The sequence below is a fragment of the Terriglobia bacterium genome (assembly GCA_020072565.1).
Taxonomy (GTDB): domain Bacteria; phylum Acidobacteriota; class UBA6911; order UBA6911; family UBA6911; genus JAFNAG01.
On sequence record JAIQGI010000002.1, the window covers coordinates 26,446 to 40,318 of the forward strand.

The 13,873-nt window shown below is 59.7% G+C and carries 13 protein-coding genes; 6 read left to right on the plus strand and 7 right to left on the minus strand.

The window, feature by feature from the left end:
* Positions 1-231: 231 nt before the first annotated feature.
* Positions 232-1,329, plus strand: a complete 1,098-nt coding sequence (gene amrS / locus LAP85_01190; protein MBZ5494990.1) for an AmmeMemoRadiSam system radical SAM enzyme — start codon at positions 232-234, stop codon at positions 1,327-1,329.
* Positions 1,330-1,431: 102 nt separating this feature from the next.
* On the opposite strand, the gene LAP85_01195 is transcribed toward amrS, so the two are convergent.
* The 7 genes from LAP85_01195 to npdG form a co-directional block, all read right to left on the minus strand.
* Positions 1,432-2,211 (minus strand): ATP-binding cassette domain-containing protein, encoded by a 780-nt coding sequence (locus tag LAP85_01195; protein MBZ5494991.1) that lies wholly within the window; start codon positions 2,209-2,211, stop codon positions 1,432-1,434.
* Complete coding sequence (locus LAP85_01200; protein ID MBZ5494992.1) at positions 2,211-3,068, minus strand: ABC transporter permease subunit; 858 nt, start codon at positions 3,066-3,068, stop codon at positions 2,211-2,213. The genes LAP85_01195 and LAP85_01200 overlap by 1 nt, the downstream gene beginning before the upstream one ends.
* A gap of 37 nt (positions 3,069-3,105) precedes the next feature.
* A complete protein-coding gene (locus LAP85_01205; GenBank protein MBZ5494993.1) occupies positions 3,106-3,504 on the minus strand; it encodes a PPOX class F420-dependent oxidoreductase in 399 nt (132 codons plus the stop codon).
* Positions 3,505-3,514: 10 nt separating this feature from the next.
* Positions 3,515-4,297, minus strand: coding sequence for a coenzyme F420-0:L-glutamate ligase (gene cofE / locus LAP85_01210; GenBank protein ID MBZ5494994.1), 783 nt, complete (start codon positions 4,295-4,297; stop codon positions 3,515-3,517).
* Positions 4,251-4,946, minus strand: a complete 696-nt coding sequence (gene cofC / locus LAP85_01215; GenBank protein MBZ5494995.1) for a 2-phospho-L-lactate guanylyltransferase — start codon at positions 4,944-4,946, stop codon at positions 4,251-4,253. The genes cofE and cofC overlap by 47 nt, the downstream gene beginning before the upstream one ends.
* A complete protein-coding gene (gene cofD, locus LAP85_01220; protein ID MBZ5494996.1) occupies positions 4,943-5,869 on the minus strand; it encodes a 2-phospho-L-lactate transferase in 927 nt (308 codons plus the stop codon). Before cofD ends, cofC begins: the two co-directional genes overlap by 4 nt.
* Positions 5,870-5,963: 94 nt before the next feature.
* Positions 5,964-6,620 (minus strand): NADPH-dependent F420 reductase, encoded by a 657-nt coding sequence (gene npdG / locus LAP85_01225; GenBank protein MBZ5494997.1) that lies wholly within the window; start codon positions 6,618-6,620, stop codon positions 5,964-5,966.
* A 315-nt stretch (positions 6,621-6,935) separates the two neighbouring features.
* Here npdG and LAP85_01230 point away from each other — a divergent pair, with 315 nt between their 5' ends.
* The 5 genes from LAP85_01230 to LAP85_01250 all read left to right on the plus strand — a co-directional run bounded on the left by LAP85_01230 (position 6,936) and on the right by LAP85_01250 (position 13,867).
* Entirely contained in the window at positions 6,936-8,027 is a 1,092-nt protein-coding gene (locus LAP85_01230; GenBank protein ID MBZ5494998.1) for an acyl-CoA dehydrogenase family protein, read from the plus strand.
* 10 nt (positions 8,028-8,037) lie between these two features.
* Entirely contained in the window at positions 8,038-9,276 is a 1,239-nt protein-coding gene (locus LAP85_01235) for an acyl-CoA dehydrogenase family protein (GenBank protein ID MBZ5494999.1), read from the plus strand.
* A gap of 184 nt (positions 9,277-9,460) precedes the next feature.
* A complete protein-coding gene (locus tag LAP85_01240; protein MBZ5495000.1) occupies positions 9,461-10,390 on the plus strand; it encodes a DUF1080 domain-containing protein in 930 nt (309 codons plus the stop codon).
* A 159-nt stretch (positions 10,391-10,549) separates the two neighbouring features.
* Entirely contained in the window at positions 10,550-11,896 is a 1,347-nt protein-coding gene (locus LAP85_01245; GenBank protein MBZ5495001.1) for a Gfo/Idh/MocA family oxidoreductase, read from the plus strand.
* Complete coding sequence (locus tag LAP85_01250; protein ID MBZ5495002.1) at positions 11,897-13,867, plus strand: hypothetical protein; 1,971 nt, start codon at positions 11,897-11,899, stop codon at positions 13,865-13,867.
* Positions 13,868-13,873: the final 6 nt, after the last annotated feature.

Sequence of the window (13,873 nt, forward strand, 5' to 3'; positions counted from 1 at the left end):
TAAATTGCTATTTTCATGCGCTTGGGCGCGCCCCGGCGCTTGAGCGACTGCTCGGGAAATATCAGTGAAAAGCAAGAGATCCACGCAGAGGACGCGGCGTTAAGCTGTTGAGGCACAAGGTAGTTTTCGTGCGCATGGGTGCACTTGCCCCAGGAGAGACTGTCCCGCAAATCCAGGTGTCCTTAATTCGCTACTGTTCCGGGGGCGGGTCCTGCGGTAGAATCAAAAAATATGCCAGCATTATCTGAGGTGCTTCAGCAACATACACGCGAGGGTGAGCTCTACGAAAGGCTCGATGGGGACCGCGTGCGATGCTTTGCTTGCGGCCATTGCTGTCCGATTCCGGAAGGATCGGCCGGAGTATGCAAAGTCCGTTACAATCGCGGCGGCCGCCTGATGGTTCCCTTCGGCTATGTATCCGGGGCCCAGTGCGATCCTGTGGAAAAGAAGCCCTTCTTCCACGTCCGCCCCGGTGCGCTTGCCTTCAGTTTCGGCATGCTCGGCTGCGATCTCCACTGCAGCTTTTGCCAGAACTGGGTGACATCCCAGGCTATCCGTGATCCCCAAGCCGTATCTTCCGCTTTTCAGACAACGCCGGAAAAGCTGGTGCGGAGTGCGATGTCGCAAGGCGCGGAAATCGTGGTCAGCACTTACAACGAGCCGCTCATAACCAGCGAGTGGGCGGTTGAGGTGTTCAAACAGGCAAAATCGGCTGGCCTGATGACGGGTTTTGTATCCAACGGCAATGGGACGCCGCAGGTCCTGGAGTATCTGCGGCCCTGGGTGGATCTTTACAAGGTCGATCTGAAAGGCTTTGACGACCGCCGCTACCGCAAACTCGGCGGGCGCCTCCAGCCCATTCTCGACACCATTCGCAGCCTTCACCAGAACGGTTTCTGGGTGGAGATCGTCACGCTGCTGGTGCCGGGTTTCAACGATTCTGAGGAAGAGCTGACCCGATTGACCCAATTCATTGCCGAAGTATCTCCGGATCTGCCGTGGCACGTGACGGCCTATCACCAGGACTACAAGATGACCGACAATCCTGACACAAGCGCCTCCGACCTTGCTCGGGCCGCGGAGATAGGGAGGCGAGCCGGATTACACTATGTCTATGCCGGCAACCTGCCTGGAAGGCTGAAGAACCTCGAAAACACGTATTGCCCCCGTTGTGGGGGCTTGCTGGTCGAACGCCGTGGATACCGGATACTCCAATATTCCCTGACCGGCAACGGCACTTGCCCATCCTGCTCTCAAGTCATCCCCGGCAGATGGGCCGCATCACTTCAGGCGCAGCGACCCGCCTTCTCCTTCTTCGCCCGTCGCTAATCAGCCCCGGCCGCAAACCAGATTCCTGTCGTGACTCTGCATATTGCCTCAAAGATCGCAACATTGCGCCCAGCCACAACCGACAATTCCAAAGCCCAAAATCTATGGAAGGACTCCTTGTGCTCGGAACGGATTGCGGATGCGGTTGCAGTACTCGGCGATCTGCGGTGCCATGGCCTTGTCAAAGCGCCGGGGGCGGGGAAGATCGATGGAAATAGTTTCCAGTATCCGGCCCGGGCCCGGCGACATCAGCGCAACCCGGTCCGAGAGCAAGACAGCTTCGTGCATGTTGCAGGTGCAAAGTACAGCCGTGGTTCGGGTCTCAGCCCAGAGGCGCTGTAAGCTGTCGATCATCTGTTCCAGCGACAGAGGATCCAGTGTCCTGAAGGGCTCATCCAGGAGCAGCAGGGAAGGACTGTGGACCAGCGCCCGGCAGATTGAGATCGCCTGCGCCGTGCCCGGAGGCAGTTCATAAGGTTTGCTCTGCTCGAATCTCGACAGGCCGAACCACGCCAACAGCCGGCGCGCCCGATTACTGCTTTCCAGCAGGTCTAGACCGCGCATTTCGGCTGGCAGGAGAATGTTCTGCATGGAGGTCCGCCAGGGCAGCAAAGCGGGTTCTTCGAAGGCCAGGCCGAAATCGCGGCTTGGCGGCTGGAGTTTCGTCCCCGCGATCCTGATCTCACCGTTCGTGATCGGCACTATTCCGGCGATCATCTTGAGCAGGGTTGTCTTGCCGCAGCCTGCAGGGCCGACGATCGATAGAAACTCACCGCCTCCGATGTCGAGGGATACCGGGCCGACGACCGCTCGAATTTCCCGCCCGATGACCCGGGCGTGATAAACATTCCGGATTTGAAGCTGAGCAGTAGGCGAGGACATCAAACCCTTCGATTCAAGGAGAAGCCCTTCAGGCTGTTCTGCCTTACCAGGTCTATCCAGGGGGGTACGGGAGCTGGCCACGAAATCCAGGCTCTCTCGATAAGACAAATGGCATAGTAAGCCCCCAGAGCCATCAGGACGACCACAGTCAATGCCGCAAACAGCTGGGCTGAGTCCGCCTTGGCACCGGCGTAAAGCATCAGATAACCGAGGCCGTTGTCGGAGCCGACCCACTCCGTCACCATGGCTCCGGCCAGCGCAAGTGTGACCGAGAGCTTCACGGCGCGTGTCATATAAGGCACGCACGCAGGCAGATGGACTTTCAGGAAGATTCGTAACGGGCCGGCTCCCATCGTCTGCAGTATTTCAACAATGTCGACCGGCACGGAGTCGAAACCGGCCTGCAAATACGCTGCCAGGAATGGAAAGCACACCAGGAAGGAAACCGCGGCGGCAGGTGCGGCGCCGAGCCCTAACCAGAGAACGACCAGCGGAGCCAGGACCAGCAACGGCAGCTTCTGCAGGAATGAGAGCACCGGCACCGCGACACCGCGGGCCCTGGTTGACCAACCGTTCAGGATCGCCAGGAGAAAGCCGGCCGCTCCGGCGAAAAGCAGGCCTTCCAGAGATTCCAGACCCGTAACCCAAGCATGGTTTCTCAGCTGGGGAGCTTCCCTCCAGATCTCGAGCAGGACACGCGATGGTGCGGGCAACGCTGAGGACCGTACCTGGAGAACCCAGATGACGATCTCCCACAGCAGCAGCAGCACAGCTGCGATAACCGGGCCTGACCCCAGCCGAACGGTCACTCGCCCCAACAGTTTTCCGGCGAACGGCGGCTCTTCACTTACGGGCATGGTCTGTCTGGCATCCTCATCGGTGAGGCGGCACCGATCATCCCATGGTGCTTACATGCTCGGGCGTCACCTTGTACAGCACCCGCACTTCGGCGGCTGAACGGTGGGGATAACTGTCCACATTCAAATACTTCTTGGCCAGTCGGTCGATGTGCTGGTCTGCACCTTCTTCAGTTATTTCAGTTACCCGGCCGCGGATTTCAAGGTAGCGGTAAGGATTCTTAGGATCCATGATGGACAGCGCCACCCTCGGATTGTTGCGCATGTTGCGATCCTTGACCCGGCCTTTGGCAGAGTTGATCCTCACGTACTCGCCATCGTAGTCAAACCACACCGGTGTAACGTGAGGGCTGCCGTCTTTCATCAGCGTTGCCAGATTGGCGAAAGCAGGCTGCTGGATCAAGTCGATGAAATTCTCAGGGATTTTGGCTGCCATGTCGCTCTCCTCAACGAAAAAGGTCTTCCTCCGCCGGGCGGATCAAATCCCTGCCGCTTGCTTCTACGGGCGTGTAGCGAAAACCTTCGATTATGGCGGCCGGGATACCTGTGGTCTTCCCCATGACCAGCTCGGCCGCCCCGGCGAGCTCGTCGGCGACCGCAAGCACCGTCGCTTGAAGCAGGCGTCCATATGAGTCTACCTGTCCTCGATAATCGATAAAAGGGGAAAGACCTGAGACGCCGAGCGCTACGTTCGTCAGGCCCTTGCGCCAGGGTCTGCCGAAGGTATCGGAGACAATCACTGCCACGCTCCGGTGCAGTGCCTGTTCGAATTCCTGCCGGAGGCGTGCAGCCGACTTGTCGGGATCCTGAGGCAGCAGGACCACCATTCCACTTGGGGCATTGGAAGCGTCGACGCCGGCGTTGGCGCAAACATAGCCGTGGTGGGTCTCCGCGATGATGATGCCGCGATCCATCTTCACAATGCGCCGGGCTTGTTGAAGCACGACCTCTACCATGCGCGGGTCCTTATGATATTCGGAAGCCCACACCTGGGCTCGGGCAGAGGGGACGATCCCGTCCAGCCGGACCAGGCAGCCCTCCGACTTGCTCACGACCTTCTGCGCGACGACGATTACGATCGGATCGGACTCTTCGGGACGCCCCTCACGCGGCGTTGCGCTGACAGCCGCGGATGCCAGTGCCCTTAGAATTTCCGTCGCTAGGTTCGTCCCCGACAGAATTTCAGGAATCCCCTGCAGTCCCCGGATCCGGATCTTGCTGGAAAGCATGGTTTGCGAGCCTCTCTTTGATATTCAGGTCCACCAGCGTATGGTAAGTCTCGCCGGGAACCGGCCGGGAGAGAAAACGGACAATGTCGGCAGGATCGTCGAGATCCAGCTCCAGGTGCGGGTTTTGCACGATCCTGAGATGAGCACCGGCTGCTGCAGCTTCGCGAAGGTGGAGTGTAAAGCTGCCGGGGCCGAAGCGTGATGGGAACAGGTCAGGAGGCGTGCGCAGGAGCGCGTTGGTTCCCGTCCGATCCCAGGATGGCGCCAGCACGGCGCCCGGAGCGGTGATCGGCAGCGAGAGTATTTCCCCGACATCCTCTGGCCGCACCAGCGGCAGATCGGCCGGCAGGCGCAAGACCGCCTCCACCCCTTCCTTCGCCAGATGCTTGGAGGCCGCATCAACGGATGCGCTCTCGGAAGTCTGAACCTCTTCCCAGAGCACTCTCCACCCGAGCTTCTCAACCCGCGCCGCGGCCCGGGTTGAGTTGGTTATGATCGCGACCGGATAGGAAAGCGGGAGCAAGGCGCGGATCATATCTTCCAACATGGCCCAGGCGACAGCGCATCTCTCTTGAGCAGTCAGCAGTGGAGACATTCTCGATTTGGCCATCGCATGTTCTTTCACGGGAACGAGTATGACGGGAGTCACGGCAGGACCTCCAGCAGAGACTTTGCCAGCGCGACTTTCGAGGCCGTGCTGTCCATGACCGTCTCGACGGCGTGAACCTCCAGGCCGAGAGCCGCAATCTGTTCGCACAGGTTCTCATCGCGGCGGTCTAACATGAATATGTCGAGGAAATCCCGGTAAAGCCTGGCGACGCTCACGGCGGAAACCTCGTGGCCGAGCTGGCGCATCATGGCTGCGGCCGGCCCCTTGAGCGCGTCTCCGGCAACAATGGGGGATACCGCCGCGATGGTCGCCGGTGTGGCACTAAGCGCCTCTCTGATCCCGGGCACCGCAAGGATTGGGCCGATACTGATATAAGGATTGCTGGGACATACTACGACGGCATCTGCACTCTGGATGGCATCGAGAACGCCCTGAGCGGGGCTGGATGCCTCGATCCCCTGGAAAGAAAAGCCGTCGACCAATGGCGCGCACTTCCTGCGCACATAGTAATCCTGAAAAGCCAATGTGCCTTCTTCGGTGTGCACCATGGTAGGAACGGGAAAGTCGGTCATGGGAAGAATTCGGGCGGTGATGCCGTTTTGCCGGCATATAGCTGCAGTCGCCTCCGTGAGCGTCTTGCCGTTCTGGAGGCAATGGGTGCGGTAGAGGTGGGTGGCCAGGTCGCGATCCCCTAACTTGAACCAGGTGTCGCCCCCCAATTCACCCAGGCGCTCGAGGCAGCGGAACGATTCGTCCCGGATCCCCCATCCGGTCATGGGGTTGTCGAGGCCCGCCAGCGTGTAAGTGATGGTGTCGAGATCGGGACAGATATACAGCCCCATCCAGCAAAAGTCGTCGCCGGTGTTGACGACAACGGTAAGATCTTCGGCCGGCATGACTTTGATCACGCCGGACAAGAGCTTTGCCGCCCCAACTCCCCCTGCCAGCGCCGTCAGCCTCACGACATCTTCCCATCCCGGAATATCTGAATGGATCGAGCTCTTGGACCGTTTCCGTTAAATGCGGAAATGGGGATCCTGTCACCCCATCTTTGTTTCAGATGCCTTCAATTCGGTAGCGCGCGCCCTTTTTTTTGTAATGCCGGTTGAGCTCGGCCGCGAGCGTGGTCATGCGTTCCAGCGTCCGCGCCGTGCGCAACGGTCCGCCGTCGAGGGGGCGCAGCGACGGGATCAAGTTCGCCGCCGCCATCACCTTCTGTTTGGCATCAGCCGAATCGCTGCACACGAACACATCACAATTCAGAGTCGTTTCCAGGTCTGCGAGAACGAAGGCGGGGATGGTTTTAAATGCTGCGACCAGGGGAACCCCGGCCGGCAGGTGGCGCGCAATCTGCTCCGAATTTGATCCGTTCTCCGGCTCCAGATACTCAGCATGACCTGCGCGAAAAAGCAGCGGTACCGTCACGTCGACGATGACATGACGAGAGGTGAGCAAAGTACCGCAGTTCTCTACGGCGTTCACAGCCTGGGCAAACGGGACCGTGAGGAAAATGATTTCGGAGGCATCGAGCATCGCGTGATTGCCCGCCCCCCGAATCAGAGATTCCCCCAGGATTGTGTTGTACCTCTCTGCCGCCTGCGCCGCACGCTCCGCCGAGCGCGAGCCCACGATGACAGATGCCCCGGCAGCAGCGAAACGAAGCGCCAATCCTTTTGCCTCAATTCCCGTGCCGCCCAAGAATCCTATGTGCACAGCTCATCCTCCGCACACGAAACCGCACCGACCGCAGGGCAACCCGGCGGCTGCAACCAGAAGCGGAAACCTCGCATCATACGAAATACACGAAACAACCCCTCGTGGTGTTCGTATGGCTGCAGGAGTTTTTAACGGCTTGTTCCGAAAAAACACAAGAGTACAGACCTGCTGCCCCCGGATCCTGAAGAAAATTCTCTGCAGCCTTCGCGGACTTGGCGGTTCGACTTTCAACGCCGGCTCAAAGATACCACAGTTCGACCTGCCTAAGTGCGGTGCCGAGGCTATAATCCTAGGGAGGGGTGGGCTTGTCCAATGTACTCATTTGAGCCTTCTGCAGATCAGAAGACGCTGGTGGAGGCTGCCCGAAAATTTGCCGCAAGGGAACTTCGCCCTGTGATGCGCGAGAGCGACGAGAAGGGTGACCTGCCTGCCCGCCTGTTTCAAAGCGGCTGGGAACTCGGCCTGCTTCCCGCGAGCATCCCGGAGAGCTACGGAGGGTTTGGCGAGCGCTCTGCGGTCACTGGGGTACTGGCTGCGGAAGAACTGGCTTGGGGCGATTTATCCGGCGCCCTGGCGCTCATGGCTCCCAATCTTGCGGCTTTTCCTCTCCTCCTCTGTGGCACGCTTGCGCAGAAGGCGAAGTTGCTCCCGCTGTTCTGTTCCGATTCCTATACGCCGGGATCCGCCGCCCTCATGGAGCCCCGCTACGACTTCGACCCGGGCGCGCTGCGGACGCACGCCACGCTGTCTCATGGCGAATTCACTTTGGACGGCATCAAGTGCAATGTACCGTTTGCCGCCGAAGCGGAATGGATGCTGGTTTATGCCGCTCACGACGGACAAAGCCAGGTTTTTTTTGTGCCCAGGGACACGGCTGGCCTCTCAGTGAAGGAACGTGAACAAAACATGGGCATGAAAGCCTGCCCTTGCTACACGGTCGAGTTCAAGGGCTGTCGCGTTCCCGCTTCGCATCGGCTGGGAGAGGAAGCCGGCTGCGATCTTCAGCTGCTGCTTAACTCGTCACGGGTGGCGCAGAGCGCGTTGGCGCTGGGTGTTGCGCGCGCGGCTTATGAGTACGCCCTGGAATATGCGAAAAACAGGAAGGCCTTCGGCGAGGCGATCGCTCAGCGCCAGTCGATCGCCTTCATGCTGGCCGAGATGATCACCGATCTGGAAGGCGCGCGCATGATGGTCTGGGAGGCGGCGTGGCTCCTCGATCAGGGGCGTGATGCGACGCGAGAGGCTTTCCTGGCCAGGAATTTTGCAGACGACATGGCACTCAACGTGTGTGATCGGGCGCTTCAGGCCCTTGGAGGGCATGGTTATATCCGTGACTATCCCGTGGAACTGTGGCTGCGCAATGCCCGCGGTTTCGCAGTCATGGAAGGAATCGCGATGGTGTAGGAGAAACGCAATGATTAGCTTCGAGATGCCCGAGACCATCCGCGCCCAGGTGGATCTGGCGCACCGTATTGCGCTCAACCTCATGCGTCCACGGGCGCGCTACTATGATGACAACGAGCACGAGATTCCCTGGGACTATGTCAACTTCATGTGGAGCGATGCACTCGTGGCGGGGCAGGAGTCCCGCTCGGATGCCCGGGATTCCGGAGCCGGGTCAAGGCACGCTTCCACGGGCCTCGCGGCTTCCATGGCCCTCGTGCACCTCGTCGAGGAGCTCTCCTGGGGCGATGCCGGCATTTACCTGTGCACACCCGGTTCGATTCTGGGTGGTGCGGCTGTCGAAGCCATAGGCACGCCGGAGCAGAAGACACGCTTCCTCGCGCGCTATCGCGAAGGCGAGCCCAAATGGGCGGCTATGGCCATGACCGAGGCCCACTGCGGATCGGACATGGCTGCGATCAGGACGAGGGCTGTGCGCAACAGCGACCACTGGGTGCTCAACGGCGAGAAGATATTCGTGACCAACGGCCACAAGTCGCTCGTGGATTCGAATGGCTTCGTCGTGGTGTGGGCAACTGTGGAGCCGTCCGCGGGCCGTGCCGGGATCAAACCCTTCGTCGTCGAAGCCGGCACCCCGGGCCTGAAAGTGGTCAAGCTCGAACAGAAGATGGGAATCAGGGCGAGCGACACAGCCACCCTGCTGCTGGAGAATTGTTGTATACCACTGGGAAATCTTCTCGGCAACGCGGAGGTGCTCGAAGCCGGTGCGGGCTTCAAGGGAGCGATGGCGACATTCGATGCTACGCGGCCAACCATAGCCGCAAGCGCACTCGGCATTGCACGGGCGACCATCGATCTGCTAAAGGAGTTGCTGGCTCAGGATGGAATCTCCATTTCCTACGCCCGGCCCCGAAACCTGCACACCGCGATCGAACGGGACATACTTGACATGGAGGCGCAGCTGCGTGCCGGGTGGCTGCTGACGTTGAAAGCGGTCTCGATGATGAGCCAAAACCGGCCCAACACGCTCGAAGCTTCCATGTGCAAGATCAAGGCAGGGGAGGTTGTGACGCGCGTGACGCAGAAGGGCGTAGAACTTATGGGACCGCTCGGCTACTCGCGGAGGCTGTTGCTGGAAAAGTGGATGCGTGATGCCAAGATCAATGATCTGTTCGAGGGCACAGGCCAGATCAACCGTCTGATCGTGGCGCGCCGGATTCTCGGTTACTCCAGCAGGGAGTTGAAATGACATGCACCCGCAACGAGCGGACTTTTGGAACCACCGAGACTCCCGCGATACTGCTCCAGGCTCCTCGCGCCCTCCGTGGTTCGCATTCTGGATACACAAAGATTGATTTCCCTGCATTTGTTCGCGTACATTGTCCCTGCTCCTGTACTACCTCGCTTATATGCGCAGGACTCAAATGGAGGGAATGATGCGCCAACACGGTCTGTTGTTGATCCTCATTCTGGTGTGTTGCGGGGCTGCCGGAGCCCAGAAGAATCCCTTTCTAGGCAAGTGGGACATCACCGCCACAAGTGCCAAAGGCAGCTACCCCTACTGGCTCGAGGTCAGGGAGGAAAACGGCCAGCTGGTCGGGTATTTTCTCAATCGCGCCGGAAGCGTCAGCAAGCTGCGGGAAATCGCCATCGAGGGCCAAGAACTGGTGTTCTCGCCCGGCGCCAGACCAAACGCCCCGAAGCCGGTGCATCGTGCCCGGATTGTAAAGGACAAGCTGATAGGCGAACTGACCACGGCCACCGAGAAGATTCCCTGGGTCGGTGTGCGCCCCCCCAAGTGGGGCAACTACGACGCCAACGCAGCTCACAAATTCGGAAAGCCCATCGCTCTGTTCAACGGTAAGGATCTCGCCGGCTGGGAGTTCCAGTTTGCGGATCAGCATCCCGGATGGTCAGTTGTGGATGGGTACCTGACGAATCATGAAAATATAAACAACATTATTTCAAAACAGAGATTCAAAGATTTCAAAGTGGAAGTTGAATACAAACTGGAGCCGAAGAGCAACAGCGGATTGTACCTCCGCGGCCGTTATGAGCTACAGATTCTCGACGATGCGGGAACCGAACCCAACGCCACCGGTCACATGAGCATTTACAGCCGGGTCAAACCTTCTGTGAATTCCAGCAAGCCGGCCGGAGAGTGGCAGACCGCGGAAGTCACACTGGTAGGAAACCGGGTTACCGTAGTCTTGAACGGCAGCAGGGTGCATGACAATGTGGTGATCGATGGCATCACCGGGGGAGCGCTCGATAGCGACGAAGGATCTCCCGGTCCCATCATGATTCAGGGGGATCACTCGAGGATCTGGGTCCGTAAAGTTGTCGTCACCCCGATTCTTTAGGCGGGGACGAATGTACGGCGAATTCCCTGGAGTGCACAGGCTTGCTTGCGCCTTGGTCGTCCATGGATTGCGTTGTCATATCGCGAGGCGGCAGCGAGCTGCCGGACTCCAGCTTCGTCGTGAATGGGTCGCCTTCGCAAGAGGGGAGGTGGAGAGACCATGAGTTCGGAGGTCTTCACCAAAACCATGGATCGGCGCGACTTTCTGCGCAAGACGACGGCTGCAGGTGCGACCCTTGCTTTGGCGCCGGAATCTCTCGCCAGTGCGGGCGGCGGCTCCGGCGAGATACGCGTGGCGCTTATCGGCGCAGGAGCGCAGGGCCAGGTGCTCATGGATGCTTGCCTGCAGATTCCCGAAATCCGCTTCACTGCCCTCTGTGACATCTGGACGGAGTACAACCAGAAACGCGTCAGCGGTCTGCTGAAGAGGTATGGCCACATCCACAACGCTTACGTCGATCTTCGGGAGATGCTGGACAAGGAGAAGAGCCGGCTGGACGCTGCGATCGTGGCCACACCGGATTTCTGGCATGCGGAGCACGCGATCGCCTGCCTGAAGGCGGGTTTGCATGTATACTGCGAAAAAGAGATGTCCAACGATTTGCAGGACGCCCGCCGCATCGTTCTCACGGCAAGGGAAACCGGCAAGCTGCTGCAAGTCGGACATCAGCGGCGCAGCAATCCGCGTTACATTTTCAGTTACCAGAAGCTGATCCGCGAGGCGGCGCTGTTAGGAAAGTTGACGACGGTGAATGGCCAGTGGAACCGCTCGCGCCGCGACCCGCTGACCATTCCAGATAGGTATGCGGTCTCTCCTTCAGTTCTGGAAAAATACGGTTTCCGTTCCATGGAGCAGTTCCTCAACTGGCGCTGGTATCGCGGCCTGGGCGGCGGTCCGATCGTGGACCTCGGCTCCCACCAGATCGACATTTTCAACTGGTTCCTGGATGCCAGGCCGAGATCCGTGATGGCAAGCGGCGGCACGGACTACTACAGCAAGGACACGCACGAGTGGTACGACACGGTCATGGCGGTCTACGAATATCCCACTCGCGGCGGCATGGTTCGGGCTTTCTACCAGACTCTTACCACCAACGGCTTCGGCGGCTACTACGAAGTGTTCCTCGGGGATCAAGGCTCGCTTGAAATTTCTGAGTCTGCGGGCAGAGGCAAGGTGTATCGGGATGTCGCCAATGCACCGGACTGGGGATCCTGGGTCCGACAGGGGCTGCTCCTGGCGCCCAAGGAGGAGCCTAAGCCCAAGACTGAGGTGGTCCTGGATGTGCGCGAAACGGAACCGCCCCCAAGCTATCTGCTGCCTGTGCAGTCACTCAAGAAATACCACCAGCCGCACCTGGAGAACTTCTTCGCTGCCATCCGAGGCAGAGCCAAACTCAACTGCCCGGGCGAAATCGGTTACGAAACCGCCGTCACGGTCTTGAAAGTAAACACCGCAATCGAAGCGAACCGTCCGGTGCTTTTTGAATCCGGCGATTTCGAGATCTGAATGGGAAATGAAGCGTGCCGACCAGTTGTTCCGCCCAGCACTTCCTTCCTGGTCCGGGCACTCCCGGCCGTCGCTCTATGGATCGGGCTAGGTGCGGCCGTCCTTGCCGGGACTTCGCCTCAGGCGGAGAAGGATCGCTTTGCCGGAAAACAGTTGCTGGGCGATCTGAACGACGGCAGCCGTGCGCGACCCGTTCATATCATCCCCTTGCGGGATACAGAAGGGGAAGTGATCCGGCCCGGAGATCGTCCGCTCTTGCCCTTCTCGACGCGCCAGACGTGCGCCGCTGACTGCCATGATGTTGCCACCATAAGCCGCGGCTGGCATTTCAACTCCACCCTCACCGGCGTTGCCGGCGGCAGGAGAGGCCAGCCGTGGATCCTCATCGATCAGGATACGGCTACGCAACTGCCGCTATCCTATCGTGCCTGGTCCGGTTGTTTCCGGCCGCAACAGCTTGGAATCAGCGCGTGGAAGTTCGCCGTCCTCTTTGGCGGTCGGACGCCCGGGGGAATATCCGAAGAGAACGGCGCGGGGGGCGCCGACTTGCAGGCGCGCTGGCAGGTTTCCGGAGAGCTCGAGGTGAATTGCCTGGCCTGCCACGATGCCTCCGCTGCCTATGACCACGCCGAGTACGCGCGGCAGATAGGCCTGGAAAACTTCCGCTGGGCAGAAACCGCCGCGAGCGGGATCGGGCAGATCACCGGTTCGGCCCGGGAGATGCCCAACACTTTTGACTATCTGCTCCCCTACCTCGAGGACTCGCTCCTGGCCAAAAAGCCGACGGTAACCTATGCTCAGGAACGATTTCTGCCCGGGGCCAAGTTGGCTTTTGACATCCTCAGGAGTGTGCCGGCCCGGCGCTGCTATTTTTGCCATTCGAATGCGGATCTTGAGCAGCTTGGCCGCGCCCGCTGGAACACGGACGAAGACATTCATTTGGCACGGGGCATGACTTGCGTGGATTGCCATCGCAACGGATTGGACCATGCCATGATCCGCGGCTACGAAGGCGAGCCCGCGACGGGAAAGGATCCGCAAGCAGCCACTCTCACCTGCGGCGGCTGTCACCTGGGGACGGAGGCGGGCAGCAGTTTTCCCAAGGGACGTCTGGGCGCGCCCTTTCCCAAGCATGCCGGAATCCCTCCCGTACATTTTACCAGGCTCACCTGCACCGCCTGCCATTCCGGGCCCTGGCCGGGGTCAGTGACTCACCGGTTGAAGACCAGCCAGTCGCATGGATTGGGTATGCAAAATATCAACAAGGCGGGAGAGGTCTTGCCTCACCTCTATTACCCGGTCTTTGCCGAGCAGGAAGATGGCAAGATCGCGCCGAACCGGCTGTTGTGGCCAGCTTTCTGGGGCAGGTTGCAGGATCGGTCGGTCCAGCCGATTCATCCCGACCAGGTGAAAAGGGCATTGACAAAGGCGAGGCTGAGCCTAAAATCGCCGCCCAATGGCGGCTGGCCTGCCATCGATGAACCATGGCTGGCCCGCATACTGCTGTTATTGGACGCGAATTCACAGGCTCAGGGGAAACCCGTGTATATCGCCGGTGGAAAACTGCACCGCCTGGATGACAACGGAAAGATCAGCATGGCAGACAATCCGGCGGCACAGCCTTATCTCTGGCCGCTGGCTCACGATGTGCGGCCCGCTTCCCAATCATTGGGAGCCCGCGGTTGCGAGGACTGCCATGCCACGGAGGCGCCGATCTTTTTCGGCAGCGTTGCTGTCGATTCCCCTTTGGCGTCCGAGCGCGGGAGTGCCTGGAAGATGTTCCAGTTTCAAAAGAATCTGGATTCCCGATATGCGGCCGATTTTGCCCGGTCCTTCCGATACCGTTCCTGGCTTAAAGCAGCGGGATTGACGTCCGCAGGATTGATCATGTTCTTGCTGATAGCTTACCTCCTGAGGGCGCTGGCGCGCCTGTCGGCAGTTGCAGACGGTGAAAAGGGAGAGCGGCCGTAAGACAAA

Bases quoted from the DNA above. Each gene is read 5' to 3' on its own strand.
- amrS (MBZ5494990.1), top strand. From the start codon at position 232: ATGCCAGCATTATCTGAGGTGCTTCAGCAACATACACGCGAGGGTGAG.
- LAP85_01195 (MBZ5494991.1), bottom strand. From the start codon at position 2,211: ATGTCCTCGCCTACTGCTCAGCTTCAAATCCGGAATGTTTATCACGCC.
- LAP85_01200 (MBZ5494992.1), bottom strand. From the start codon at position 3,068: ATGCCCGTAAGTGAAGAGCCGCCGTTCGCCGGAAAACTGTTGGGGCGA.
- LAP85_01205 (MBZ5494993.1), bottom strand. From the start codon at position 3,504: ATGGCAGCCAAAATCCCTGAGAATTTCATCGACTTGATCCAGCAGCCT.
- cofE (MBZ5494994.1), bottom strand. From the start codon at position 4,297: ATGCTTTCCAGCAAGATCCGGATCCGGGGACTGCAGGGGATTCCTGAA.
- LAP85_01230 (MBZ5494998.1), top strand. From the start codon at position 6,936: ATGTACTCATTTGAGCCTTCTGCAGATCAGAAGACGCTGGTGGAGGCT.
- LAP85_01235 (MBZ5494999.1), top strand. From the start codon at position 8,038: ATGATTAGCTTCGAGATGCCCGAGACCATCCGCGCCCAGGTGGATCTG.
- LAP85_01240 (MBZ5495000.1), top strand. From the start codon at position 9,461: ATGATGCGCCAACACGGTCTGTTGTTGATCCTCATTCTGGTGTGTTGC.
- LAP85_01245 (MBZ5495001.1), top strand. From the start codon at position 10,550: ATGAGTTCGGAGGTCTTCACCAAAACCATGGATCGGCGCGACTTTCTG.
- LAP85_01250 (MBZ5495002.1), top strand. From the start codon at position 11,897: ATGGGAAATGAAGCGTGCCGACCAGTTGTTCCGCCCAGCACTTCCTTC.